General features: G+C 65.5%; 19 protein-coding genes and 1 tRNA gene. 14 read left to right on the top strand and 6 right to left on the bottom strand.

The genetic code is table 11. From position 1 onward, the window contains the following. The first annotated feature begins 7 nt into the window (after window positions 1–7). From ACWYRN_RS13105 to ACWYRN_RS13065, 9 genes are all read left to right on the top strand, one after another. The gene (locus tag ACWYRN_RS13105) at window positions 8–1177 is read left to right on the top strand and encodes a CpaE/TadZ family protein (protein WP_488687885.1); all 1170 of its coding nucleotides are present in this window, start codon (window positions 8–10) and stop codon (window positions 1175–1177) included. 16 nt (window positions 1178–1193) lie between these two features. Beyond that, window positions 1194–2537: a TadA family conjugal transfer-associated ATPase gene (locus tag ACWYRN_RS13100; RefSeq protein ID WP_488687883.1), complete on the top strand. Its 1344-nt coding sequence runs from the start codon at window positions 1194–1196 to the stop codon at window positions 2535–2537. 7 nt (window positions 2538–2544) lie between these two features. Beyond that, window positions 2545–3519: a type II secretion system F family protein gene (locus ACWYRN_RS13095; RefSeq protein ID WP_488687882.1), complete on the top strand. Its 975-nt coding sequence runs from the start codon at window positions 2545–2547 to the stop codon at window positions 3517–3519. A 9-nt stretch (window positions 3520–3528) separates the two neighbouring features. Continuing rightward, window positions 3529–4464 (top strand): type II secretion system F family protein, encoded by a 936-nt coding sequence (locus ACWYRN_RS13090; protein ID WP_488687880.1) that lies wholly within the window; start codon window positions 3529–3531, stop codon window positions 4462–4464. A gap of 120 nt (window positions 4465–4584) precedes the next feature. Further along, the gene (locus ACWYRN_RS13085; protein WP_488687879.1) at window positions 4585–6984 is read left to right on the top strand and encodes a M1 family metallopeptidase; all 2400 of its coding nucleotides are present in this window, start codon (window positions 4585–4587) and stop codon (window positions 6982–6984) included. Between the two features lie 303 nt (window positions 6985–7287). Then, on the top strand, window positions 7288–9681 hold the full coding sequence (locus ACWYRN_RS13080) for a M1 family metallopeptidase (protein ID WP_488687878.1): 2394 nt from the start codon (window positions 7288–7290) through the stop codon (window positions 9679–9681). Next, entirely contained in the window at window positions 9678–10169 is a 492-nt protein-coding gene (locus ACWYRN_RS13075; RefSeq protein WP_488687876.1) for a DUF6702 family protein, read from the top strand. The genes ACWYRN_RS13080 and ACWYRN_RS13075 overlap by 4 nt, the downstream gene beginning before the upstream one ends. Before the next feature lie 4 nt (window positions 10170–10173). Then, a complete protein-coding gene (locus tag ACWYRN_RS13070) occupies window positions 10174–12219 on the top strand; it encodes a TonB-dependent receptor (RefSeq protein WP_488687875.1) in 2046 nt (681 codons plus the stop codon). Between the two features lie 90 nt (window positions 12220–12309). Beyond that, entirely contained in the window at window positions 12310–13050 is a 741-nt protein-coding gene (locus ACWYRN_RS13065) for a 2OG-Fe dioxygenase family protein (protein ID WP_488687874.1), read from the top strand. Window positions 13051–13695: 645 nt separating this feature from the next. On the opposite strand, the gene ACWYRN_RS13060 is transcribed toward ACWYRN_RS13065, so the two are convergent. Then, window positions 13696–14040, bottom strand: coding sequence for a hypothetical protein (locus tag ACWYRN_RS13060; protein WP_488687873.1), 345 nt, complete (start codon window positions 14038–14040; stop codon window positions 13696–13698). A gap of 135 nt (window positions 14041–14175) precedes the next feature. Between ACWYRN_RS13060 and ACWYRN_RS13055 the strand changes: the two genes are divergently transcribed. After that, window positions 14176–15405 carry an efflux RND transporter periplasmic adaptor subunit gene (locus tag ACWYRN_RS13055; RefSeq protein WP_488687871.1) on the top strand — a complete coding sequence of 410 codons (1230 nt, stop codon included), beginning with the start codon at window positions 14176–14178 and terminating at the stop codon, window positions 15403–15405. A 10-nt stretch (window positions 15406–15415) separates the two neighbouring features. Beyond that, window positions 15416–18544 (top strand): efflux RND transporter permease subunit, encoded by a 3129-nt coding sequence (locus ACWYRN_RS13050; RefSeq protein ID WP_488687870.1) that lies wholly within the window; start codon window positions 15416–15418, stop codon window positions 18542–18544. A 393-nt stretch (window positions 18545–18937) separates the two neighbouring features. Here ACWYRN_RS13050 and ACWYRN_RS13045 read toward each other — a convergent pair whose 3' ends face one another. The 3 genes from ACWYRN_RS13045 to ACWYRN_RS13035 all read right to left on the bottom strand — a co-directional run bounded on the left by ACWYRN_RS13045 (window position 18938) and on the right by ACWYRN_RS13035 (window position 22515). Beyond that, a complete protein-coding gene (locus ACWYRN_RS13045) occupies window positions 18938–19873 on the bottom strand; it encodes a hypothetical protein (protein WP_488687869.1) in 936 nt (311 codons plus the stop codon). 147 nt (window positions 19874–20020) lie between these two features. Further along, window positions 20021–20845 carry an ElaB/YgaM/YqjD family protein gene (locus ACWYRN_RS13040; RefSeq protein ID WP_488687868.1) on the bottom strand — a complete coding sequence of 275 codons (825 nt, stop codon included), beginning with the start codon at window positions 20843–20845 and terminating at the stop codon, window positions 20021–20023. A 467-nt stretch (window positions 20846–21312) separates the two neighbouring features. Continuing rightward, complete coding sequence (locus ACWYRN_RS13035; protein ID WP_488687866.1) at window positions 21313–22515, bottom strand: hypothetical protein; 1203 nt, start codon at window positions 22513–22515, stop codon at window positions 21313–21315. Between the two features lie 486 nt (window positions 22516–23001). On the opposite strand from ACWYRN_RS13035, the gene ACWYRN_RS13030 reads away from it, so the two are divergent. Genes ACWYRN_RS13030 through ACWYRN_RS13020 form a run of 3 tightly spaced genes read left to right on the top strand, consistent with a single transcriptional unit; the run spans window position 23002 to window position 24206 of the window. After that, window positions 23002–23337, top strand: a complete 336-nt coding sequence (locus ACWYRN_RS13030; protein ID WP_488687865.1) for a metalloregulator ArsR/SmtB family transcription factor — start codon at window positions 23002–23004, stop codon at window positions 23335–23337. Beyond that, window positions 23330–23758 carry a YeeE/YedE family protein gene (locus tag ACWYRN_RS13025; protein WP_488687863.1) on the top strand — a complete coding sequence of 143 codons (429 nt, stop codon included), beginning with the start codon at window positions 23330–23332 and terminating at the stop codon, window positions 23756–23758. Before ACWYRN_RS13030 ends, ACWYRN_RS13025 begins: the two co-directional genes overlap by 8 nt. Window positions 23759–23768: 10 nt before the next feature. Then, window positions 23769–24206 carry a YeeE/YedE family protein gene (locus ACWYRN_RS13020; RefSeq protein WP_488687862.1) on the top strand — a complete coding sequence of 146 codons (438 nt, stop codon included), beginning with the start codon at window positions 23769–23771 and terminating at the stop codon, window positions 24204–24206. A 91-nt stretch (window positions 24207–24297) separates the two neighbouring features. Here the strand turns inward: ACWYRN_RS13020 and ACWYRN_RS13015 are convergent. Both ACWYRN_RS13015 and ACWYRN_RS13010 read right to left on the bottom strand, forming a co-directional pair. After that, window positions 24298–24373, bottom strand: a tRNA-Thr gene (locus ACWYRN_RS13015). Window positions 24374–24484: 111 nt separating this feature from the next. Continuing rightward, window positions 24485–25489, bottom strand: coding sequence for a class 1 fructose-bisphosphatase (locus tag ACWYRN_RS13010; protein ID WP_488687861.1), 1005 nt, complete (start codon window positions 25487–25489; stop codon window positions 24485–24487). Window positions 25490–25557 lie beyond the last annotated feature (68 nt).

Raw genomic sequence — 25557 nt, 5'->3', positions numbered from 1 at the left:
ACAATCCGTGAAAATCGCCGTTCTCTCGCGCGATGAGCGCCGCCTCATCGACCTGGCGCGCCAACTGCGCAGCCGCCCCGCTGCCGACGAAGTCGACATGATTGGCGGTACCCCCGCACGCCTGACCACCCTGCCCGACGAGGCCGTGCCCGATGTGCTGGTGGTCGACCAGCCACGCGCCGACGAAGGCGAACTCGACCAGCTCGAGCGCCTCGGCCAGCTGTTCCCCGGCATGTCCTTCATCGTGCTGTCGGGCGACCTGTCGCAGCAGTTCCTGCTGCAGGCCATGCGCGCGGGCGTGCGCGAGGTCCTGCCGGCCATGCCGGAAGCGGCGGTACTCGGGCAGGCGCTCGACCGCATCGCCGACAAGCTGGGCCAGCAGGGCGCCAGCGCCGGCCGGGTGCTGGCCTTCATTTCCTGCAAGGGCGGCAGCGGCTCGACCTTCCTGGCCACCAACCTGGCCTATGCACTGTCCGCCTCCGGCAAGCGGGTCGCCCTGATCGACATGAACCTGCAGTTCGGCGATGCCTCGCTGTTCGTCTCCGACACCAAGCCGCTGGCGACCCTGTCCGACGTGGCCAACCAGATCCACCGCCTCGACCCCTCGTTCCTGGCCTCGAGCATGGTCTCCGTCACCCCGAACTACGGCATCCTGGCGGCGCCGGCCGACCCGGCCCAGGCCAGCGACGTCAAGCCCGAGCACATCGACGCCATCGTCAAGCTGGCGCGCCGCCAGTACGACTTCGTGGTGCTCGACGTCGGCCGCAGCCTCGATCCGGTGAGCATCCGTGCGCTCGACCATGCCGACACGGTCTACCCGGTGCTGCAGATGACGCTGCCCTACATCCGCGACGGCAAGCGCCTGCTCACGGTGTTCCGCAACCTGGACTATGGCAAGGACAAGATCGAACTGATCGTCAACCGCCACGACAAGAACAGCGACATCCGCCTGCGCGACCTCGAGGAAGCCTTCGATACCATCGCCCTGCGCACGATGCCGAACCACTACGACGCGGCCGCGAAGTCGGTCAACCAGGGCGTGCCGGTGACGCGCCTGGTTCCGGACAGCCCGCTGAGCGCGGCGCTGCAGGCGATGGCCGCCGATCTCGGCGGCACCACCGGCGCAGCCGCGCCGGCCGGCCTGATGGCGCGCCTGTTCGGCCGCCGCGCCGCTTGAACCAGGAAACACGCACATGAACCTGCCCGCCTACTCCCTGCGCGAGCGCCTCGGCGGCGGCGCCCCGCGCCCGGCCGCCCAGCGCGGCCCGATCGACAACCGCGCCTACCACCAGCTCAAGGCACGCATCCACGAGGCCTTGCTCGAACGCATCGACCTGGAAAGCATGCAGCGCCTGACCCCGGACCAGATCCGGATCGAACTGCGCTTGCTGGTCGAGCGCCTGCTCGAAGAAGAAATGGTCGTCATCAACGACGCCGAGCGCAAGACCCTGACGCGCGACATCCAGAACGAGATGCTGGGCTTCGGCCCGCTCGAGACCCTGCTCGAGGACCCGACCGTGTCGGACATCCTGGTGAACACGCACAAGCAGGTCTACGTCGAGCGCCGCGGACGCCTGGAACTGACCGACGTCACCTTCAACGACGAGGCCCACCTGATGAAGATCATCGACAAGATCGTCTCGGGCGTGGGCCGCCGCATCGACGAATCGAGCCCGATGGTCGATGCGCGCCTGCCGGACGGCTCGCGCGTGAACGCGATCATCCCGCCGCTGGCGATCGACGGCGCGGTGATGTCGATCCGGCGCTTCTCGGCCGACCCGCTACGCCTGGCCGACCTGGTCTCCTATGGCAGCATGACGGCCGACATGGCCGAGGTGCTGCAGGGCCTGGGCAAAGCCAAGGTGAATATCCTGATCTCGGGCGGCACCGGCTCCGGCAAGACCACCATGCTGAACGTGATCTCGGGCTTCATCAGCCATAACGAGCGCATCGTGACGGTGGAAGACGCGGCCGAGCTGCAGCTGCAGCAGCCGCACGTGGTGCGCCTCGAGACCCGCCCGCCGAACATCGAGGGCAAGGGCGAGGTCACGCAACGCTCGCTGGTGAAGAACTCGCTGCGGATGCGCCCCGACCGCATCATCCTGGGCGAGGTGCGCGGCGCCGAGGCGCTCGACATGCTCGGCGCGATGAACACCGGCCACGAAGGCTCGATGGCGACCATCCACGCCAATACCCCGCGCGACGCCCTCACCCGCCTCGAAAACATGATCAGCATGGCCGCCGGCAATTTGCCGCCAAAGGCCATGCGCCAGCAGATCAGCTCCGCGGTCGGCGTCGTGGTCCAGGTGTCGCGCCTGACCGATGGCAAGCGCAAGGTGCTGTCGATCTCGGAGGTCACGGGCATGGAAGGCGACGTCATCACCATGCAGGAAATCTTCGCCTTCAAGCAGACCGGCGTTGCCGACGACGGCAGCGTGATCGGGCACTTCAGCGCGAGCGGCGTGCGTCCGCGCTTTGCCGAGCGCCTGCGCACCTTCGGCGTGGCCTTGCCTGCCCAGATCTTCGAGCCACGCTAGGACCGGCATGGACACCACCTTCCTCCTGTTTATCGGCCTGCTGTTCGGGGCAGTGATGCTGCTGGTATGGGGCGCTGCCAGCGCCTGGCAGGCGCACCGCAGTCTGGAAGCCGGACGCGTCGAGCGCCGCTTGCGCGACATCATCGGCGGCGACGCCCGCGCTTCCGACGTCACCATCGTCAAGGAGCGCCGTCTCAGCGCCAACCCCGAACTCGACCGCGTGCTGCGCCGGCTGCCGGCCATCGGGCGGCTCGACCGCATGCTGGTGCAGGCCGGCGCGCGCTACCTGGCCGAGCGCCTGCTCCTGCTGTGCGCGGGCGGCTTCGTGCTGGGCCTGGTGCTGGCCTCGCTCGCGGGCCTGCCGGGCCTGGCGGTCCTGGCGTGCGCGTTCGGCGCCGCCGGCCTGCCGCTGCTGAACCTGGTGCGTGCGCGGCAGGCCAGGCTGGAAAAGTTCGAACGCCAGCTGCCCGACGCGCTGGACATGATGAGCCGCGCCCTGCGCGCCGGCCACGCCTTCCCGACCGCGCTCAAGCTTGTCTGCGACGAAACCGCCGCGCCGCTCGGCGAGGAATTCAAGACCGCCTTCGACGAGGTCAACTTTGGCGTTGCCATGGGCGACGCCCTGAACAACCTGGCCCAGCGCGTGCCGAGCATGGACTTGCAGTATTTCGTCGTGGCGGTCCTGATCCAGCGCGAAACCGGCGGCAACCTGACCGAACTGCTGGCGTCGATCAGCTCGATCGTGCGCGGGCGCCAGAAGCTGGCCGGACAAGTGCGCGTGCTGTCGGCCGAGGGCCGCATGTCGGCCTGGGTGCTGTGCCTGCTGCCCTTCGGCGCCGGCGCCATGATGTACGCGGCCAATCCCGAGATGATGGGCATGCTGGTCACCGAGTCCGGCGGACGCAAGATGCTTGGCGCAGCGGCGCTGATGATGGTATTGGGCGTGCTGGCGATCCGCAAGATCGTCCGCATCCGACTGTAAGGAAGCACGATGAGTACTAAACAGATCTTGATCCTGGCCGTGACCTTCGTGCTGGTGTTTGGCGTGGCCGCGCTGGCCCTGGTGCTGCTCATGCGCGACCCGCTCAAGGCACGCCTGTCCACCCTGGCCGAACCTGACGCGCGCCAGGCCGAGCAGGGCGTCAGTTGGATGCAGCGCCTGGCACGGCTGGTGCGGCCCCTGGCCGACCTGTCCGTGCCGGCCGAAGGCTGGGAGAATTCTCCGATGCGCCTGCGTTTCATTCACGCCGGCTGGCGCGCACCCGCCATTCCTGGCATGTTCCACGCTGGCAAGACCATGCTGACCCTGGGCTTGCCGATGCTCGCCTACCTGCTGCTGCGCCACGACCCCGAGCGCAGCGCGGCAGTCACTTTCCTGTGGTTGGTCAGCGCCGCTGCCTGCGGCTACTATCTGCCAGATGTTTTTCTCAAACGCAAAATCTTCTTGCGCCAGCGCGAGATCTTCGAGACCTTTCCCGATGCCCTGGACCTCATGACGGTATGCGTGGAAGCCGGCCTGGCGATGGATGCGGCGCTGGCCCGGGTCGGCACCGAGATGGGGCGGAAAAGCCCGGTGCTGGCCGAAGAACTGCAACTCGTGACGCTGGAACTGCGCGCCGGGGGCGCCAAGGACAAGGCCTTGCGCAACCTGGCGCTGCGTACCGGCGTCGAGGACGTGGATGCGTTGGTCAAGATGCTGATCCAGGCCGAGCGTTTCGGCACCAGCGTCGCCAGCGCGCTGCGCATCCAGTCCGAGCAACTGCGCACGCGGCGGCGCCAGATCGTTGAAGAAAATGCGGCAAAGATTGCCACGAAATTGCTCTTCCCGCTGATTTTCTTTATCTTCCCCGCCCTGCTCGTGGTGCTGCTCGGCCCCTCGATGTTGCAGATCATGCGCGTCGTGATGCCTGCTGCCGGAGCGCCGTAACAAGAACCCGTCCCGGCTGGCGCGTCTCATGTATCAGCTTTTTTACAAATCAGCCCAAGCTTGCTCGAAAGATACGATTAGAATACTTTCTCCAAAATCCATCATAAAAACAGGGGAAACATGATCCGTTTGCCATTCGCGCTGGCTGCGCTATGCCTCGGCGCGTCCGCCTTTGCGGCCGAACCTTTCGACGACAAGTTCCGCCAGCTCGACGAGCTGCTGCCGACCGCAACGACGATCCGCACCGCCTCCGGCGCCCCCGGCCACGCCTACTGGCAGCAGCGCGCCGACTACACGATCCGCGCCACGCTCGACGAAGCGAACCGCGCGATCAGCGCTGCCGAAACGATCACCTACCACAACAATTCCCCGGATACGCTGAATTACCTGTGGCTGCAGCTCGACCAGAACATCTACAAGTCCGACTCCGGCGCACGCCGCTCGGCCACCGTGGTCTCGCGCGAGGCCTGGGCCAAGCCGCGCAGCCCGGAAGAAGGCATGAAGTTCGACGCCCTGCGCACGACCTTCGAGGGCCTGAGCTTCGACGGCGGCTTCAAGATCACCGGCGTCAAGGCCGGCGGCCGCCAGCTGGCCCACACCATCAACGGCACGATGATGCGCATCGACTTGCCGACGCCGCTGAAACCGGGCCAGCGCTTCAGTTTCGACGTCGAGTGGAACTACAAGATCAACGAGCAGAAGGTGCTCGGCGGCCGCTCGGGCTTTGAAAAGTTCGACGAAGACAAGAACGACCTGTTCGAGATCGCCCAGTGGTTCCCGCGCATGGCGGCCTACTACGACGTGTACGGCTGGCAGCACAAGCAGTTCCTCGGCGCCGGCGAATTCACGCTCGAATTCGGCGACTACGACGTCGAGCTGACGGTGCCGGCCGACCACATCGTGGCCTCGACCGGGGTGCTGCAGAACCCGGGCGCGGTGCTGACCGCCGCCCAGCGCGACCGCCTGGCGAAAGCGAAGAATTCGAAGAAGCCGGTGGTCATCGTGACCCAGGCCGAGGCCGAAGCGGCCGAAAAGACCAGGGCCAGCGGCACCAAGACCTGGCGCTTCAAGGCGAAGAACGTGCGCGACTTCGCGTTTGCCTCGAGCCGCAAGTTCATCTGGGACGCCCAGGGCATGAAGAGCGGCGACCTTGATGTGATGGCGATGTCCTACTATCCGAAGGAAGGCAATCCGCTGTGGGAGAAGTATTCGACCCAGGCCATCGTCCACACCATCGAGCAGTACAACAAGTATTCCTTCGACTACCCCTACCCGACCGCGATTTCCGTGAACGGCCCGGTGGGCGGCATGGAATACCCGATGATCTCGTTCAACGGCCCGCGTCCGACCAAGGACAAGAAGACCGGCGAAGTCACCTACTCGAAGCGCACCAAGTATGGCCTGATCGGCGTGATCATCCATGAAGTGGGCCACAACTACTTCCCGATGATCGTCAACTCCGACGAGCGCCAGTGGACCTGGATGGACGAGGGCCTGAACTCCTTCGTGCAGACCCTGGCCCAGGAAGCCTGGGAAGAGCAGTGGCCGGAAATGCGCGGCGAACCGCGCCTGATCACCGACTACATGAAGAGCCGCAACCAGGTGCCGATCATGACCAATTCGGAGTCGGTCCTGCAGTTCGGGAACAACGCCTATGCCAAGCCGGCCGCCGCCCTGACCGTGCTGCGCGAAACGGTGCTGGGCCGCGAACTGTTCGACTTCGCCTTCCAGGAATACGCGCGCCGCTGGAAATTCAAGCGCCCGACCCCGGCCGACTTCTTCCGCACCATGGAAGATGCCTCGGGCACGGACCTCGACTGGTTCTGGCGCGGCTGGTTCTACACCACCGACCCGGTTGATGTGAGCATCGACGGCATCAGCGAATACACGGTCAGCTCGCAGAATCCGGAAATCGAAAAGGCCTGGCGCCGCAAACTGCGCGATGCCGAGCCGACCTCGCTCACCGACCAGCGCAACAAGGGCATGCCGCGCCGCGTCGATGCGCATCCCGAGCTGAAGGACTTCTACAACGAGCACGACGACTTCACCGTCACGAATGCCGACCGCAATAAATTTAACGAACAGCAGGACAAGCTGGAAGACTGGGAAAAGGCGCTCCTGTCCTCGGGCAAGCATTTGTACCTGGTGGACTTCACCAACGTCGGCGGGCTGGTGACGCCGCTGGTGCTGGAGATCCAGCTCGCGAGCGGCAAGAAGTATATCGAGCGCATTCCGGCCGAAGTGTGGCGTTATTCGCCGAAGAAGATCACGAAACTGATCGTCACCGACGAACCGATGACGGGCCTGGTGCAGGACCCGTACTGGGAAACCGCCGACATCGACCAGAGCAACAACGCCTGGCCACGCAAGCTGACCCCGTCGCGCCTGGAACTGTTCAAGACCGAACGCGGTGGCAATGACCTGATGAAGGACTTCAATACCAAGCTGAAGACGGAGGAAGAGAAGGACGCCGCTGCCAAGGAAGAGCCGAAGAAGGAGACGGTGCCGCCGGTGCAGTGACCGGGTTGTTGGCAGATGCGGGCCGCAGGTTGTACTCGGGCCGCGAACCTTGACCCGTACGGTGGGCACTCCGTGCCCACGCGGTACGCACGGTTCCGCGAGCCCGCTGCCGCAAGGTGTCGCTCGAAACGCTTGCAACGGCCTGCGGCCCTGCTTGATGTTTCGAGCGAATCATCACCGCCAACACAAACATCACATGTACGTAACCGCGTGGGCACGGAGTGCCCACCGTACGATCCAAGCCGGTGGTCGCGCATAGAGCGCGGCCACCGGTTGTTTTGTTTTAAACGAAGCGACATATTCATGAACATGAAACACCTCGCGCACACCATCGCGCTGACCTTGGCCCTGTCCACTTCCGCCCACGCCGCCGACCCGTTCGACGACAAGTTCCGCCAGCTCGACGAGCTGCTGCCGACGCCCACCACCACCCGCACCGCCTCCGGCGCCCCGGGCCACGCCTACTGGCAGCAGCGCGCCGACTACAAGCTGCGCGCCACGCTCGACGAAGCGAAACGCGCGGTCACCGGCGCCGGCACCGTCACCTACCACAACAACTCGCCGGACACCCTGCACTATTTGTGGGTCCAGCTGGACCAGAACATGTTCCGCGGCGACTCGGACAACCGCAACATCTCGACCATTCCCTCGCGCGATGCCTGGCAAAAGGGCGGCGCCGAAGGCGTGAAGTTCGACGCCATCCGCTTCGCCTACGAGAGCCGCGCCTTTGACGGCGGTTTCAAGATCGGCAGCGTCAAGTCCGGCGACGGCCGTCCCCTGCACTACGCGATCAACAAGACCATGATGCGCATCGACCTGCCCCAGCCCCTGAAGCCGGGCGCCAAGGTGTCGTTCGCCATGGAGTGGAGCTTCAACATCCCCGAAGCGAGCGTGATCGGCCGCCGCATGGGCTTCGAGCGCTTCGACAAGGAAGACAAGAACGATTTGTTCGAAATCGCGCAGTGGTTCCCGCGCATGGCCGCCTACTACGACGTGGCCGGCTGGCAGAACAAGCAGTACCTGGGCGACGGCGAATTCACGCTGGAGTTCGGCGACTACGACGTCGAGATCACGGTCCCGGCCGACCACATCGTCGCCTCCACCGGCGAGCTGCAGAACGCCGGCGAGGTGCTCACCGCCGCCCAGCGCGACCGTCTGAAGCAGGCGCGCACGGCGAAGAAGCCGGTCCTGATCGTGACCCAGGCCGAAGCCGAAGCCAACGAGAAGCAGCGCACCGGCACGATGAAAACCTGGCGCTTCAAGGCCCAGAACGTGCGCGACTTCGCCTTTGCCTCGAGCCGCAAGTTCATCTGGGACGCCCAGGGCATGAAGAGTGGCGACAAGGACGTGCTGGCCATGTCCTACTATCCGAAGGAAGGCAATCCGCTGTGGGAGCAGTACTCGACCCAGGCGATCATCCACACCATCGAGCAGTACAACAAGTATTCCTTCGATTATCCGTATCCGGTGGCGATTTCGGTGAACGGCCCGATCGGCGGCATGGAGTACCCGATGATCTCGTTCAACGGCCCGCGTCCGACCAAGGACAAGAAGACCGGCGAGATCACCTATTCGAAGGCAACCAAGTATGGCCTGATCAGCGTGATCATCCACGAGGTCGGCCACAACTACTACCCGATGATCGTCAACTCCGACGAGCGCCAGTGGACCTGGATGGACGAAGGCCTGAACTCCTTCCTGCAGTACCTGGCCGAAAACGCCTGGGAAGAAAACTATCCGGCGCGCCGCGGCGATCCGCGCGACATCACCGACTACATGAAGAGCCGTAACCAGACCCCGATCATGACGAATTCGGAGTCGGTGCTGCAGCGCGGCCCGAACGCCTATGCCAAGCCGGCCACCGCCCTGAACATCCTGCGCGAGACGGTGCTCGGCCGCGAGCTGTTCGACTTCGCCTTCAAGGAATACGGCCGCCGCTGGAAGTTCAAGCGCCCGACCCCGGCGGACCTCTTCCGCACCATGGAAGACGCCTCGGGCACGGACCTCGACTGGTTCTGGCGTGGCTGGTTCTACACCACCGATGCGGTGGACGTGAGCGTGGACGGCATCAGCGAGTACACGGTCAGCACCCAGAATCCGGACATCGAAAAGGCCTGGCGCCGCAAGCTGCGCGATGCCGAACCGGCTTCGCTCACCGAGCAGCGCAACAAGGGCATGCCGCGCCGCGTGGACGCGCACCCCGAGCTGAAGGATTTCTATAACGCGCACGACGACTTCACCGTCACGAACGCCGACCGCAACAAGTTCAACGAGTCGCAAGAGAAGCTGGAAGACTGGGAAAAGGCGCTTCTGTCCTCGGGCAAGCACCTGTACCTGGTGGACTTCACCAACGTTGGCGGGCTGGTGACGCCGCTGGTGCTGGAAATCCAGCTCGCGAGCGGCAAGAAGACCATCGAGCGCATTCCGGCCGAAGTCTGGCGCTACTCGCCGAAGAAGATCACCAAGCTGATCGTCACCGACGAGCCGATGGTGGGCCTGACGCAGGACCCGTTCTGGGAGACGGCCGACATCAACGTCGACAACAACGCCTGGCCGCGCAAGGTAAATCCGTCGCGCCTGGAGCTGTTCAAGACCAACCGCAGCGGGACGGACCTGATGAAGGACTACAATACGCCGCTGAAGACAAAGGCGGCGCCGGCGAATGGCGCGCCTGAGACGCCAAAGGCCGCGCAATGATGAAACGCTTGAAGATGCTGCTGTGCGCCGTGCTGCTGTGCGCCGGCACGGCGGCGTCGGCGCACCGCTTCCACGCGGGCATCGCCGACGTGTCGTTCAACGCCCGCACCGGCAGCACCGAGATCGTGCACACCTACATGGCGCACGACATCGACGCCCTGCTGGCCAACATGTACGGGCGCCAGTTCGACCTGACCGAACCCGACGACCAGGAAGTGCTGCGCAAGTACATCGAGTCGCGCTTCTGGGTGCTGGGCCAGGACAAGTCGCGCCTGCGCGTGCGCTGGGTCGGCGTGTCGGCCGACGCCGAGCGCGTCACGGTCTACCAGGAGATCGAAAAGACGCCGTTGTGGAAGGCCGGCGCCATCCACAACGCGGTGCTGGTCGACTTCCTGCCCGACCAGGTGAACACCGTGAACCTCAACGACGGCAATGCCGTGCGCACCCTGACCTTCGACCGCGCCAACCCCGACCAGGCCACCCGCTGACACCATGACCAGGCTGCGTCCCTTGCCGTGCGCGCTGGCCGCGCTCCTCGTCCACCATGCCGCCCAGGCCGACGACCTGGTGCTGCAGCGCGTGCTGGTCGAAGGCTCGCGCATGAGCCAGCTCGGCATCGCCGACTCGGCGAATGCCGGCACCGTCGGCCAGAAGGAACTGGCGGCGCGCACCGCCTACCGCCCCGGCGAAATGCTGGAGGCGATGCCGGGCCTGATCGCCAGCCAGCACAGCGGCGAGGGCAAGGCCAACCAGTTCTACCTGCGCGGCTTCAACCTCGACCACGGCACCGACCTGGCGACCTCGCTCGACGGCATGCCGGTCAATCAGCGCAGTCATGCCCACGGCCAGGGCTGGACCGACGTGAATTTCCTGGTCCCGGAACTGGTCGCCCGCCTCGACTACCGCAAGGGCCCCTACTCGGCGCGCGACGGCGATTTTTCCTCGGCCGGCAGCGCCCAGGTCAGCTATGCCAACCGCCTGGTGAAGAACATCGCCAGCCTCACGCTGGGCCAGGATGGTTTTGCGCGCGGCATGCTGGCCGCGTCGCCGGAAGTGGCCGGCGGCACCCTGCTGTATGCGCTCGAAATCATGAAGAACGACGGCCCGTGGACGCGCCCGGACGACTACCGCAAGACGAATGCCGTGCTGCGCTACAGCCGCGGCTTCGCCAACAACGGCTGGAGCGTGACGGCGATGAGCTACCGCGGCCGCTGGAACGCAACGGACCAGGTTCCGCTGCGCGCAGTGGAAGACGGCAGGATCGGCCGCTTCGATGCCATCGACGACACCGATGGCGGCAATGCGCGCCGCTACAGCCTGTCCGGCATCTGGCGCCAGACCGACGCCGATTCGGCCTCGAAGCTCAGCGCCTGGGTGATCCGCAACCAGCTCGATTTGTACTCGAACTTCACGTACTTCATGAACGACCCGGTGAACGGCGACCAGTTCGCCCAGCCGGACCGGCGCGTCACGGGCGGCGTGGACGCCACCCAGACCTGGCACGTGCACCGCGGCGACCGCATCGCCTCCGACCTGACGGTGGGCGCGCGCCTCCAGAACGACAACATCTTCAACGGACTGTACGACACGCGCGCACGCCGGCGCCTGAACACCACGCGCGAAGACCATATCGTCGAGACCAGCGGCGCCCTGTTCGTCGAAAGCGCCACGCGCTGGGGCGAGATGGTGCGCACCGTGGCCGGCCTGCGCGCCGACCGCTACCGCTTCGACGTGCGCAGCGACCGCATCGAGAACAGCGGCCGTACGCATGACACCCAGGTCAGCCCCTCGTTCAGCCTGATCCTGGCGCCCTTCGAGTCGACCGAGTTCTACGCCAACTACGGCCACGGCTTCCACAGCAACGACGCACGCGGCACGGTGGCCGGCATCGACCCGGCCACGCTCGAACCGGTGGGACGCGCGCCGGGACTGGCGCGTTCGCGCGGCATGGAACTGGGCCTGCGCACCGAAGCGATCCCGAAGATGCAGACAGCGGTGTCGCTGTACCGCCTCGACTTCGACTCCGAACTCACCTACATCGGCGACGCCGGCATGACCGAAGCCGGCGACGCCAGCCGCCGCTACGGCATCGAGTTCTCGAACTACTGGCGGCCCCTGGCCTGGCTGGGCGTGGACTTCGACGCCGCATTTGCCCGTGCGCGCTACCGCGGCGCCGCGCCGGGCGAAACCAGGATTCCCGGCGCGGTCGAGGGCGTGGGCCAGCTGGCTCTCACTGTCGACAAGCTCGGCCCCTGGTCGGGCGCGCTGCGCCTGCGCTACTTCGGCCCGCGTCCGCTCATCGAGGACAACAGCGTGCGCTCGCATGCCAGCACCACGCTGAACGGCCGCATCGGCTACCGCATCGGCAAGGACCTGCAGGTGGAACTGGAAGGCTTCAATCTCGGCAACCGGCGCGCCTCGGCCATCGACTACTACTATGCGTCGCAGCTGGCGGGCGAGGCGGCGCCGGCCGACGACATCCACTTCCACCCGATCGAGCCGCGTTCGTTCCGCATCACGCTGAACAAGACCTGGTAACGAGACCTGGGAACAACAAGCGGCTTGACCGGGAGAAGGAGCCCGGGCCGCCCTTCACTGCCCGCTGCGAAAGGTGCTACGCTACCGGGCATGATGACCTCCGAACCACCCTACACCGACCCTTCCCGCCTCGTCGAGGCTTTGCGCGGCGACGGCTACGCGCTCGTGCGCCCGGCCGACGTGGCGCGCCTGGCCGGCTGCACGCTGGCTGAGCTGCAGGCGCTGGCGCCGAGCTGGGACCACCTCGAACTCGACAACTACCTGAAGGACGGCGGCCGCTACCGGCGCCGCCGCCACTCCTGCTTCGTCGACAGCGGCGCCGCGCTCGAACAGACCGCGCACCGCGCGCACTGGCAGCCGGTCGAGTACAACGCCCTGCACGGCGGCATGCACCGTTTGTTCGAACCGATCGAAGACGACACCATCGCCCAGCCGTCCTGGGGGCGCCTGCTGCGCGCGCTCGGCGCCGTGTGCTCCGACGTGAAGGGCGCCCAGCCCTGGTACGTGGAAGCCCACCAGTTCCGCATCGACACCGCCGACGGCATCGGCCGCCCCACGCCGGAAGGCGCGCACCGCGACGGCGTCGATTACGTGGCGGTGATCTTGATCGACCGCGCCGGCATCAAGGGCGGCGAGACGCGCGTGTTCGAAGCGAACGGGCCGCGCGGACAGCGCTTCACCATGACCGAACCGTGGACCATGCTGCTGCTGGACGACGCGGCCGTGATCCACGAGTCGACGCCGATCCAGCCGCTGGGCGAACATGGGCACCGCGATACGCTGGTGCTGACCTGGCGTGCGGGGAGTTTCCAGGGCGAGGGCGTCGAGTAACGCAAAAGCCGGCATGCATCCGCGGCGCTGACCGTACGGTGGGGTGTTTGAGGCTGGGGGCCTCAAACACGTGCCCACGCGGTTACGTGCCCATGCTTGCACTGCATGCGGCGACTCATCGCCCGATGACATGGAGCCTGGCCTGCGGCCAGGCCGGTCCGTAGGGTGGGCACCCCGTGCCCACGCGGTTACGTGCCCATGCTTGCACTACGTGCGGTGACTCGTCGCCCGCTGACGCGGAGCCCGGCCCTATCGCCATGCAAGGCTTTCCGTCCATCTCATATGGGCACGAGCGACACCTCGCCGCCAACGACTCGCGGACCCGTGCGTACCGCGTGGGCACGGAGTGCCTTGCGCGGCCCGGCCCACCCTACAGTAAAGCCATCAGCCAAAAAAAACGCCCGAGTACCTTGCGGTACCGGGCGGTAATCCAGTATTCGGAGAAAACTGGAGGAGACAGTTCCAATATAACGCGGTTTATTGTGCACCGCAATACGGTAAAACTACGGTATCAATACCGTATCTCCTCTCGGTAATCAACTCCCTTCTGCTGCCCCGGCACCACTTCGACAAGGATTTATGCCGCAGCGCATCATCAGGGTGCGTGTGCGGCGTGAATTGCACCGTTATGGTGCAACGTATCCCTTAACTCTTCTTTCCATCCTCTGCCGGCGCGATCTGCGTAGCCATCGGTCGGCAAGGCGGCTCGGGATTTTTTTTCGTCTCCTGCGCCTCCTGGCGCGCATTCACCGCCGCCATCCTCCGCGAAGAAGCCGACTCCACATGCGAAGGCAGCTTGTTCACCGGCGCTACGGTCCCGCGCTCCGGCATGGGCTGGGTGCCGGCGCGGGGCGGCAGGGCGGCCGAGGCAGGTGCGTCGGCTTGCGGCGCGGCGCGGCAGGGCGGATCGGCAGGCGGCGCGGTGTGCTGGGCCACGGCGTGCAGCGGCAGCGCACAGGACAGGGCCGCGAACGACAGGAATCGTTTCATCTCCACCTCCATCGCAAAAAACCCATTGTAACGGGATTAGAGGCAGGACTCGAACGCGAGCGGAAACGCCTTGCCTTTGCGATAAACTGCTTCGATATTGCCGGCAGCGGCCCAGCAGACATGGAAACCAAGCACATGCGATTCACGACTTCCCGCCTCCCCCTGCGTGCCGGCTCGGCCGCGCTGATCGTCCTGGCCCTGGCCGGCTGCGGCCGCGATGCCGGCGACAAGCAGAAGGACACCCCGGCCACGCCGGCACTGACCGTCACCACCGCGCGCCCCGCGACCGCCGAGCTGCCGCTGCGCCTGGGCGCCAACGGCAACGTGGCCGCCTGGCAGGAAGCGGTGATCGGCAGCGAGTCGAACGGCCTGCGCCTGACGGAGGTACGCGTGAACGTGGGCGACGTGGTGAAAAAGGGCGACGTGCTGGCCGTGTTCTCGGCCGATACCGTGAACGCCGACGTCGCCCAGGCGCGCGCGGCGCTGCAGGAAGCACAGGCGAACGCCGAGGAAGCCGCGGCCAATGCGCGCCGCGGCGAAGCCCTGCGCAGCTCGGGCGCGATGAGCGAGCAGCAGGTGGCGCAATACCTCACCGCCGCGAACACCGCCACCGCGCGCGTGGCTGCGGCGCGCGCCACCCTCACCCAGCAACAGCTGCGCCTGAAGTACGCCACCGTGGTGGCGCCCGACAGCGGCGTGATCTCGGCGCGCAATGCCACCGTGGGCGCCGTGGTCGGCGCCGGCACGGAGCTGTTCCGCCTGATCCGCCAGGGCCGGCTGGAATGGCGCGCCGAAGTCACGGCGGCCGACATCGACCGCATCAAGCCCGGCACGCGCGCCGTCGTCAAGGCCGCCAACGGCAGCGAAGTGGCAGGCAAGGTGCGCATGATCGCGCCGACCGTCGACGCGCAGACGCGCACCGCCCTGGTCTACGTCGACTTGCCGCCGGCCATGAGCAGCACCGCGCCGCTGAAGGCTGGCATGTTCGCCGGCGGCGAATTCGAGATGGGCGCCTCGAACGCGCTGACCGTGCCGCAGCAGGCGATCGCCGTGCGCGACGGTTTCAATTACGTGTTCCGCCTGAATGTGGACAGCCGCGTGAGCCAGCAAAAGATCACGACCGGGCGCCGCCTGGGCGAGCGCATCGAGGTGCTGGGCGGGCTGGCGCCGGACGCGCAGATCGTGGTCAGCGGCGCCGGTTTCCTGAACGATGGTGACTTGGTACGCAATGTCCAGGCGCCTGGAAAGGCGCCGGCGGCGAATGCACCGGCGACGGTAACGCCGGGCGCCGCCCCGGCAAACGCTCCGGCCGGCATCGTATCCGGTACTGCAGCCGGTACTGCCGCCGGCGGCGCTGCGCGCTGAGGGGCCATCGATGAATTTCTCCGCCCTCTCGATCCGCAACCCGATCCCGGCGATCCTGCTGTTCGCCCTGCTCACGCTGGCCGGCCTGCTCGCCTTCAAATCGAACAAGATCCAGTTCTTCCCCGATATCGAACTGCCGATCGTGACCGTCACCGCCACCCTCGACGGCGCCGCGCCGGCCCAGCTGGAAACCGAGGTCGCGCGCAAGATCGAGGATTCGGTCGCCACGCTGCAAGGCGTGAAGAACATCTACACGCGCGTGCTCGATGGCGTGGCCACGGTCACCGTCGAATTCATCCTCGATAAAAACCTGTCGGACGCGGTGAACGACGTGCGCGACGCCGTCTCCCAGGTGCGCGCCGACATGCCGGCCGAGATGCGCGAGCCGAGCGTGACCAAGACCGCCACCGCCGGCCGCGCGGTGCTCACCTTTACTGCCACCGCCAAGCCCGGTGCAGGGGGAGAAAAAGGCGCGCTGGACGACCAGGAACTGAGCTGGTTCGTCGACAATGCCGTATCGAAACGCCTGCTGAGCGTACCCGGCATGGGCGCCGTGAAACGCATCGGCGGCGTCGACCGCGAGATCCGCGTCGAACTCGACGACGCGCGCATGGCGGCGCTGCGCGTCTCGGCCCTGGACGTGTCGCGCCAGCTGCGCAACGTGCAGCGCGAGGCGCCGGGCGGTCGCGGCGACGTCAGCGGCGCCGAGCAATCGGTGCGCACCCTGGCCACCGTCGGCAGCGCCCAGGAACTGGCGCGCATGGACATCCCTCTTCCCGACGGCCGCCGCGTGCGCCTCGATGAAGTGGCAAAGGTGATCGACACCGTCAGCGAGCCGCGCGCGCTGGCCGAGCAGGACGGGCGCCGCGTGATCGGCTTCGAGGTGTTCCGCACGCGCGGTGCCAGCGAAACCGAGGTGGCCGAAGGCGCGCGCCAGGCCGTGGCCGACCTGCAGAAGGCGCACCCGAACGTGATCATCAAGGAAGTGGTCGACAACGCCGAGCCGGTGCAGGAAAACTTCGACGCTTCGATGGAGATGCTGTACGAAGGCGCGGTGCTGGCCGTGCTGGTGGTGTGGTGGTTCCTGCGCGACTGGCGCGCGACCCTGGTGGCCGCTGCCGCGCTGCCGCTGTCCGTGATTCCCGCCTTCCTCGGCCAGTACCTGTTCGGCTACACGCTGAACATGGTGACCCTGCTGTCGCTGGCCCTGGTGGTCGGCGTGCTGGTGGACGATGCCATCGTCGAGATCGAGAACATCGCGCGCCACCTGCAGATGGGTAAATCGCCGATGCAGGCGGCGCTGGAGGCGGCCGACGAAATCGGCATGGCGGTGATCGCCACCACCTTCTCGCTGGTGGCGGTGTTCCTGCCGACCGCCTTCATGGGCGGGATTCCGGGCCGCTTCTTCAAGCAGTTCGGCTGGACCGCGGTGCTGGCGATCCTGGCTTCGCTGGTGGTGGCGCGTTTGCTCACGCCGATGATGGCGGCCTACATCCTGAAGCCCGCCAAGCAGCACGAGCAGAAGGACGGGCGGCTGATGCGCCGCTACATGGGCGCCATGCAGTGGTGCCTGCGGCACCGCGGCTTGACCGCACTTGCCACCGCCGTGTTCTTCGTTGCCTCGATTGCCCTGGTGCCGCTGCTGCCCACAGGCTTCGTGCCGGCGGCCGACCGTGGCCAGACACTGATCAACGTCGAGCTGCCACCGGGTGCGACCCTGGCGCAGACGCACGCGGTGGCCGAGCAGGCGCGCCTGGCAACGATGCGCGTGCCGGGCGTGACCGGCGTGTTCTCTTCGATTGGCGGCGGCTCCAGCGGCGACGCCTTTGCACCCGGCGCGGCGGCCGAGGCGCGGCGCGCTGTGCTGACCGTGACCACCGTGCACCGCAGCGACCGCGACGACAAGCTCGATGTGCTGGAGCGCCGGATGCGGACGGAATTGTCCGCCATCCCCGGCGCGCGCTTCACCGTCGGCCAGGCCGACACCGGCAGCAAGATGCAGCTGGTGCTCAGGAGCGAGGACCCCGTCGCGCTGGCCGCCGCCGCCCAGCGCGCGGAACGCGACCTGCGTACGCTGCAGGGCATCGGCAACGTCAGCTCCAGCGCCTCGCTGGTGCGTCCGGAAATCATCGTGCGTCCCGACTTTGCGCGCGCCGCCGACCTGGGCGTGACGGCGGCAGCGATTGGCGAAACAGTGCGCGTGGCCACTGCCGGCGACTATGAACAGTCGCTGGCGAAGATGAACCTGTCCGAACGCCAGGTGCCGATCCGCGTCAAGTTGCCGGACGCGGTGCGCGCCGACCTCGACGCCATCGGGCGCCTGACGGTACCCGGCAAGAACGGTCCCGTGCTGCTGGCCAGCGTGGCGAGCATCACCATGGAAAGCGGCCCGGCCCAGATCGACCGCCTGAACCGCAGCCGCAACGTGACGCTCGACGTGGAGCTGTCGGGCCGCTCGCTGGGCGAAGTGAATGCTGAGGCGCGCGCCCTGCCCGCCTTTAACACGCTGCCCGCTTCGGTGACGATTGCGGAACTCGGCGACGCCCAGGAAATGCAGGCGCTGTTCGCCAGTTTCGGCATCGCCATGACCATTGGCGTGCTGTGCATCTACGGCGTGCTGGTGCTGCTGTTTGCCGACTTCATGCAGCCGCTGACGATTTTGGCGGCGCTGCCGCTGTCGATCGGCGGCGCGTTTGTCGCCCTGCTGTTGACGAACAGCGCGCTGTCGATGCCGACCATGATCGGCCTGATCATGCTGATGGGGATAGTGACCAAGAACTCGATCCTGCTGGTGGACTACGCGATCCTGGCGCGCAAGGCCGGCATGGACCGCTTCGATGCCCTGGTCGACGCCTGCCACAAGCGCTCGCGGCCCATCATCATGACCACGATTGCGATGGGCGCCGGCATGCTGCCGCTGGCCATGGGCCTGTCGGGCGACCCGAGCTTCCGCGCGCCGATGGCGATTGCCGTGATCGGCGGGCTGATCACCTCGACCCTGCTCAGCCTGCTGGTGGTACCGGCCGTGTTCACCTATGTGGACGACTTCAAGAACCTGATGTGGCGCGGCGTGAACCGGGCGCGCAGGCATCCGCACGAGGAGCCGGCAAAAGTGAGCGAGCCGACAGCGATGAAGTAAAGGTGCCGCCTTGGCCACGAACGGGCGCGGCGCCGGTCGTTTCGTAGGGTGGAAGGCTCGACCCGGGTGCCCGACCCTATGCAGCGTTGGCGCCTTCCACGCGTTCAAGCGGCGTTCGATATGCCCCGCCGGCCCGCCAGCACCGCCTGAACGCGTGGACGGCGCACAAGCCGGAGAGCGATCACCATCCCGGGTGGAGCCGGCCACCCTACGCACAATCGGAACAATAACGCCGGCATGTGCCGGCGTTATTGTTCCAGGGTGCTGCTATTTAATACAATGTGCTGTTAGAAGATGATCGCGAGCAGGATGATGATCGGGATCGGTACGCCCAGCAGCCAGAGTAGTATCGAACGCATGGTGTGCTCCCTTCTGATTGGTTGAATGCGGCGCTCAGGCGTCGCGCAGGCGGCCGCCGATCGTGGCGCACCAGCTGGCAACGAAGGCGCCGATGAACAGGGCCACGGTCAGCCACAATGCCGTGCCGGCCGCTGCCTTGCGGGCCTTGTCGGCGGCCTCTTTTGCTGTCGCCTTGGCCTTGGCCGCCGCTGCCGCGCTGCGGGCATAGACGTCGTCGACGCGCCGTTCGGCGCTCACGCGGTCCAGGCCGGTACGCTCGGCGATGCGGGTAGCGAGATAGGCGCGGTCTTCGGTAGCCAGGCTGCCGTTCGGCACGCTGTTGGCCAGGATGCGCACGGTTTCACGGCGCAGGTTGGCATCGCCGACCGTGCCCGGCTTGTCGCTGCGCAGCATCATGTCCGAGAAATAGTCGAGCGGATTGGTGCCGGCGCCGTTGCCATTGCCGCCATCCTGGTTCGCCACCGCTGCCGTTGCGGCGGCGCCGCTGGCAATGGCTGTCCTGGCGACGCCGGCGCCGGCATCGACGGCGCTGCCGGCCATCTTGCCCATCAGGCCGCCGAAGAAGGCGGCGGTGAGCAGCGTGGCCACGGCCCAGGCCAGCATGCCGTGCGCGGTATCGCGGAAGTAGACTTCGTCGGTGCGGACGCTGGCCCATTTCACGCGCAGGCGTCCGGCCAGGTAGCCGCCGACAGCCGAGGCGGCAAGCTGGGTAAAGGTCAGCCACAGGATGGCCGAGATGCCGAGCGCAACGCCCGAATTGTCGGACCAGGGCGACGCAGCGGCAAAGCCGAAGCCCGAGCCGAGCAGGTAGAGCACGAGGGAGAGCGCAGCGGCAGCCACGGCGCCCGCGAAAATCGCGCCCCACGATACTCCGGAGCGGTGCGCCTCGACGGCGCCGTCAGGCAGGTGTTGCGCCGGGATGCCGCCCGCAGGGGCGTGCGTGGTCCCGCTCACCGAATGCGTTTGCATAAGTTCTCCGTTCTGAATGCTGTGGAATGCGAACCCCGGCCAGCGCCTGCTGGCCGGGAGTTCAAAGACGGGACAGCGTGAAGCAGCGCAACGCTGCCTCAAGCGCGGTCAGCCGATCGCGGCCGGTCGCGACCGGCCTGGACGCGATCAGTAGTCGCGGCGGTTGCTGCCACCGAGCAGCTTGGCGAGGACGTAGCCCACGCCGACTGCGATGGCGATGGCGGTGCCCGGCTTGTTGCGGACATACTCGCGGCCGGAGTCGGCCAGTTGCTGGTAGGTGTCGTTGACTTGTTCCTTGCGCGAGCCGAAGCTTTCCTGGGCGCTGCTCAGCAGGCCGCTCAGCTTGTCGACGCCGGCGTGGGCGCTGCTGACGACGCGCTCGACCATCGGCTGGGCTGCCTCGGCGGCCTTGTCGATCGACTTGTGCATTTCTTCAGGCTTGACCGACGACAGCACGCTCGCGTTTTTCGACGACGAATCCTTCGACGAATCCTTCGATGCGTCGCTGCCGGTGCTTGCCGACGAGCCGCCCATTGCGCCGGTCGAAGCCGACGAACCCGAGGCCGAGCTCGAACCCACGCCCGAGGTCGAACCCGCGGCGCTCGATGGCGAGCTGCCGGTCGACGAGGAGCCCATGGCGCCCGACGAACCCGAGGTGCCGCCCGTCGACGACGACGAGGACGACGAACCCATGCTGCCCGACGAACCGGCAGCGCTGCCGCCCGTTGCGCCGGTGTTGCCGCTCGAGCTGACCGAGCTCGTCGATGGGCTGGCGCTCGACGACGAACCGCCGCTCATGCTGCCCGACGACGAACCGGTGCTGCCCGACGAGCCGCTGGCGCCCTTCTGGCTGCTGGCGCCCGATTGCAGGTCCTTGTTCAGGCCCGATTGCTGGTCTTTGCCAATGCTGCTGCCTGCACCTTGACGGCCGGCCTCAACGCCTTTTCCCTCGCTCGATTTCTGATTATCCATGACTTTTGTCCTCGTAAAAAATGTGATCACCGCGGAGCAGACCGATACCGATCCACATTCTCCCCGATTGCGCTCGAAACAAAACGGAGGCGCGAAAATGGACTGCGCTACATCAATGGGTCATTCAGATTGTGCCTTCCATCAACGAATGAAATCGACGACATCTGGCAACCTCAAAAGTTCCGTTAATTTCCTTCGTAGCACGTCACTTTCGCATCCCGTCTCACAGCGTACGCCGGTCTGGCGTACTGCACGATTGCGGCCGTCGGGAAAACCGCGTCGTGATACAAAAGTTATAACAGCTGGGAAGGCCGGACAGTGCGCTGACTAACAGAGCTGTGGGATCGATGGCTTTTCAGTGAAGATGACAGTGAAAAGCACGGCGTACAGGAAAGATAAATTGCTTGGTACAAATGGTCACTGACCATGCCGGCCGGGCGCCGCAGAGGCACACCGGCCCCGTGACATCAGAAATAGTAACCGGCCTGCAGATTGACGCGGCGGGTGGAGCGGTCGTATTTGGCAGGCGTCGCGCCCAGTCCGCCGGCATCCGGCGACAGGTAGGGATGGTGCTTGCCGCGCATGAAGTCCATGTAGAACACCCATTTCCCCGATGAGAAGCTCAGGCCGGTGACGTTCTGCACCGAATCCTTGTAGCCGCCGACCTGTTTCTTCAGGATGCCGTAGTCGTTGTAGACCTTGAAGCCGCCGAACGGCCCCAGCTTGCCGGGAATGTCGTAGCTGAGGTTGGCGATGTAGATATTTCCTTTCGTGGCCAGCGGATACGGGTAGCCGAAGGCGCCGAGCATCACGAAGCTGTTGGGGTCGAGCCCGCCGTAGGTCTGGCTGGCGTCATGGCTGGTGCGGTAGCGGTAGCGCAAGGCCTCGAGCATCAGCTTGAATGGGCCCACCGGCCCGGCGTAGTGGACGGCCGCCGCATTGCGTCGGGTCGTGTCGCCGGCGCCGTTGCGGATCTCGCCGCTGAGGCCCGAAATGCCGACTTCGTGCCGCGCATCCGGCCCGACATGCCAGGCCATGCGCCCGACCAGGGTGTTGCGTTCGCTGTCGTGCTGCCCGGTGCCGAAGCCCTGCTCGTCGTCGTCGGCCACGATGTTGTACGAATAGCGGTTCGAGGCGCCGGCCGTGTTGCCGCCGCCACCGTAGGAGCCGCCGTCGCGCGGATAAAAGCCGAGCTGCCACTCGAAGGGGCCGGGCCGGCTGGCATAGGTCAGGCCCAGGTCGTACTTGTCTTCGAAGCCGGCATAGAAGGCGATCGACGAGTAAAAATTGTTCGATGCGAAGGGATACAGCCCGAAGGCCTGCTTGTCCAGGCCCACATGCAGCGTGCTCTTGTCGGCGAAGCGCATGCCGACCCAGCCGTGGTGCAGGAAGTGCTGCCAGTAGCCGCCCTGCCCTGTCGGGTAGTTGTTGTAGCGGTATTCGGCCGATCCGATCAAGCGCCCATCGTCGTAGTCGACGTTCAGGCGCGCCGTATCCAGGCCGAAGAATCCGCTCGAATACTCGTCCTGCCAGCTCTTGTAGACGTAATTGAAGCGGACTGCGCCGCCGATCTTGAGCGGCGACTTAGCTTCGCTGTCGGCGCGGACGGGTATGCAAACGAAAATGGCTGCGGCCAGGGCAGTGGCGCGCACGGTGTTCGTTCTTGTCATTGATTCCTTTCTTTCGGCCCCAGCCGCCCACGCTGCTGTCCACTGTCCGTGACAGATCAGCATGGCGCTGCCCTTGTGCCTTATCGGGCGGGAAATGGACGCGTCAGGGGCAGACCTTGCTTATCGCGGCGACAAATGGCATTGCCGTCCTGCTCAGGAAGGTGCGAGGCGTGCCGGGAGCGTGCGTTGTGAATATCTGGCAGTCAGAGCCAGGCAACGCAGTTGATCAAGAGGTGATGCCTTCAAACGGACGATATTCTACCAAGACAATCACATTCATACAAATGTAAATGTCTTTTTTATATTTTAATACGCGGTATGTCACGGCGCGGCAAACCGGTTCGATCACGCAGGCAGGGGTGCAAGGCTCCTGGCCAGGCCAAGGATGCCACTTTGCTGCCCGACCGGGGCAATCATTATATTGAAATATATATCGTAAAATCATATACTATCCCCTGATAAATCGATGCAAAGGAAAGAACGACGATGGCCGACACCTTGAAACTGGATCTCCATGCCATGCAAGCGGCTGCCACGCGGGCGTGCGGCATGTTGAAAGTCCTCGGCAACCCCGACCGGCTGCTCCTGCTTTGCCAATTGACACAGGGGGAGTATTGCGTCAGCGAGCTGGAGACGCTGTTGCGCATCCAGCAGCCGACCTTGTCCCAGCAACTTGGTGTCCTGCGCGATGAAGGTCTCGTCAGTACGCGGCGCGAGGGCAAACAGATTTTCTACCGGATCGACAGCAAGGAAGCCATCGCCATCATGGGTGTCCTGAATGACCTGTTCTGCCAACCAGGGAAGAAGCGCGAAGATGATTGACTGGATACATTTCACGCCCTGGACAGCACTCGGCGGCGGCGTTCTCATCGGCCTGGCAGCAGCTGTCTTCGTTCTCTTCAACGGCAGGATCGCCGGCATCAGCGGCATCCTCGGCGGCCTGCTGCGGCCGGCGCGCGGCGACATGGGGTGGCGCCTGGCATTCCTGGCGGGCCTGGTGGCGGCGCCCGTCTGCTACGGGCTGGTTTCGGCGCTGCCTGAAGCGACGGTCGCCGCGGATGAAGGCACCCTGGTGGTTGCCGGCCTGCTCGTTGGCCTGGGAACCCGGTATGGTGCCGGCTGTACCAGCGGCCATGGCGTATGCGGCATTTCGCGCAGGTCACCGCGCTCGCTGATCGCAACGGCGGCATTCATGCTCGCCGGCTTCGTCACGGTCTACGTAGTCCGCCATGCGCTCCCCTGAAGGAAGCAATATGCATATCGTCACGGCACTGATGGCCGGCCTCGTCTTTGGCATGGGACTGATCGTATCGGGCATGACCAACCCCGCCAAGGTGCTCGGCTTTCTCGACCTTGCTGGCCATTGGGATCCATCGCTCGCCTTCGTGATGGGCGGCGCCATCCTGGTTGGCCTTGTCGCGTTCGGCTACGCCCGCAAGCGCGAACGCACCCTCTTCGGGGCCGCCATGCGCCTGCCGACAGCCACGCATGTCGACCGCCGCCTGGTCATGGGTTCACTGGCGTTCGGCGCCGGCTGGGGACTGGCTGGGTATTGTCCTGGACCGGCCCTGGCATCGCTTGCTTCGGGCGGCGCCAAGCCAGCGATCTTCACGCTGGCGATGCTGGCCGGCATGGTCCTATACGACATCCTCGATCGCGTGTCGGCTTCAGGCGCGCGCAGCCAGGCCTGAGCATGAAGGACTTGTTGCTGTCGGGGTAGGTGGAAAAGAAAAAAGGGTTACACGCAAAAGCATGTAACCCTTTGATCTTACTGATGAATTCTGGTGCCGCTGACCGGAATCGAACTGGTGACCTTCGCATTACGAATGCGCTGCTCTACCGACTGAGCTACAGCGGCTCTACGCCAGGCTATCCCGGCGAAGAGCCGTATTCTAGCAACAACGTAGCAAACGTGCTAGTCCGGCTCGGCAATTTCGCGCGGGATTTGCCAAAAAATTACTGCTCGGCTTTACTGATCCTGATGGTAGCGGGTCACCAGCTCGACTTCTTCCTTTGAACCGAGGAACACCGGCACGCGCTGGTGCAGCTTGGTCGGCGGGATCTCCATGATGCGGTTCACGCCGTCGGTGGCCGCACCGCCGGCCTGCTCGACGATCATCGCCATCGGGTTGGCTTCGTACATCAGGCGCAGCTTGCCCGGTTGCGAAGGGTCGCGCATGTCGGCCGGGTACATGAAGACACCGCCGCGGTTCAGGATGCGGTGCACGTCGGCCACCATCGAGGCGATCCAGCGCATGTTGAAGTCCTTGCCGCGCGCACCGGTTTTACCGGCCAGCATTTCGTCGACGTAGCGCTGCACCGGCGGGTGCCAGTGGCGCTTGTTCGACATGTTGATCGCGAACTCTTTCGTGCTCGCCGGGATCTGCATGTTGCTCTGGGTGAGGACCCAGGAACCCATTTCGCGGTCCAGGGTGAAGCAGTGCACGCCGTCGCCCGTGGTCAGCACCAGCATGGTTTGCGGGCCGTACACCGCGTAGCCGGCCGCCACCTGGGCCGTGCCCGGCTGCAGGAAGGCCTGCTCGGTCGGTTCGCCCATGCCTTCCGGGGCCTTCAGCACCGAGAAGATGGTGCCGATCGACACGTTGACGTCGATGTTCGATGAGCCGTCGAGCGGATCGAAGAGCAGCATGTACTCGCCCTTCGGATAGCGGTTCGGGATCGGGTGGATGCTTTCCATTTCTTCCGATGCCATGGCCGCCAGGTGGCCGCCCCACTCGTTCGCTTCCAGCAGGATCTCGTTGGAAATGACGTCCAGCTTCTTCTGCACCTCGCCCTGGATGTTCTCGGTGTCGGCGCTGCCGAGGATGTCGCCCAGCGCGCCCTTGCTGACTTCATAGCTGATGCGCTTGCAGGCGCGGGCCACAACCTCGATCAGGAGGCGCAGCTCGGCCGGAATAGTGTTGTGGAGGCGTTGCTCCTCCACGAGGTGTTGCGTGAGACTGACGCGTTTCATGAACTTCCTTTGGTTTGTTAAATTTTTTTTAAGAACCTTGAGAAACCGTAGCGAGCGGAAGGAGTTTT

Source organism: Massilia sp. BAP21, from assembly GCF_057801335.1.
This window is presented reverse-complemented; position numbering and strand designations above follow the sequence as displayed.

What these genes read in the sequence shown, in the direction of transcription:
- ACWYRN_RS13075 (WP_488687876.1), top strand. Translation starts at nt 9,678, where the DNA reads ATGATGAAACGCTTGAAGATGCTGCTGTGCGCCGTGCTGCTGTGCGCC.
- ACWYRN_RS13040 (WP_488687868.1), bottom strand. Translation starts at nt 20,845, where the DNA reads ATGGATAATCAGAAATCGAGCGAGGGAAAAGGCGTTGAGGCCGGCCGT.
- ACWYRN_RS13055 (WP_488687871.1), top strand. Translation starts at nt 14,176, where the DNA reads ATGCGATTCACGACTTCCCGCCTCCCCCTGCGTGCCGGCTCGGCCGCG.
- ACWYRN_RS13080 (WP_488687878.1), top strand. Translation starts at nt 7,288, where the DNA reads ATGAACATGAAACACCTCGCGCACACCATCGCGCTGACCTTGGCCCTG.
- ACWYRN_RS13060 (WP_488687873.1), bottom strand. Translation starts at nt 14,040, where the DNA reads ATGAAACGATTCCTGTCGTTCGCGGCCCTGTCCTGTGCGCTGCCGCTG.
- ACWYRN_RS13065 (WP_488687874.1), top strand. Translation starts at nt 12,310, where the DNA reads ATGATGACCTCCGAACCACCCTACACCGACCCTTCCCGCCTCGTCGAG.
- ACWYRN_RS13050 (WP_488687870.1), top strand. Translation starts at nt 15,416, where the DNA reads ATGAATTTCTCCGCCCTCTCGATCCGCAACCCGATCCCGGCGATCCTG.
- ACWYRN_RS13020 (WP_488687862.1), top strand. Translation starts at nt 23,769, where the DNA reads ATGCATATCGTCACGGCACTGATGGCCGGCCTCGTCTTTGGCATGGGA.
- ACWYRN_RS13100 (WP_488687883.1), top strand. Translation starts at nt 1,194, where the DNA reads ATGAACCTGCCCGCCTACTCCCTGCGCGAGCGCCTCGGCGGCGGCGCC.
- ACWYRN_RS13085 (WP_488687879.1), top strand. Translation starts at nt 4,585, where the DNA reads ATGATCCGTTTGCCATTCGCGCTGGCTGCGCTATGCCTCGGCGCGTCC.
- ACWYRN_RS13030 (WP_488687865.1), top strand. Translation starts at nt 23,002, where the DNA reads ATGGCCGACACCTTGAAACTGGATCTCCATGCCATGCAAGCGGCTGCC.
- ACWYRN_RS13095 (WP_488687882.1), top strand. Translation starts at nt 2,545, where the DNA reads ATGGACACCACCTTCCTCCTGTTTATCGGCCTGCTGTTCGGGGCAGTG.
- ACWYRN_RS13070 (WP_488687875.1), top strand. Translation starts at nt 10,174, where the DNA reads ATGACCAGGCTGCGTCCCTTGCCGTGCGCGCTGGCCGCGCTCCTCGTC.
- ACWYRN_RS13090 (WP_488687880.1), top strand. Translation starts at nt 3,529, where the DNA reads ATGAGTACTAAACAGATCTTGATCCTGGCCGTGACCTTCGTGCTGGTG.
- ACWYRN_RS13045 (WP_488687869.1), bottom strand. Translation starts at nt 19,873, where the DNA reads ATGCAAACGCATTCGGTGAGCGGGACCACGCACGCCCCTGCGGGCGGC.
- ACWYRN_RS13010 (WP_488687861.1), bottom strand. Translation starts at nt 25,489, where the DNA reads ATGAAACGCGTCAGTCTCACGCAACACCTCGTGGAGGAGCAACGCCTC.
- ACWYRN_RS13025 (WP_488687863.1), top strand. Translation starts at nt 23,330, where the DNA reads ATGATTGACTGGATACATTTCACGCCCTGGACAGCACTCGGCGGCGGC.
- ACWYRN_RS13035 (WP_488687866.1), bottom strand. Translation starts at nt 22,515, where the DNA reads ATGACAAGAACGAACACCGTGCGCGCCACTGCCCTGGCCGCAGCCATT.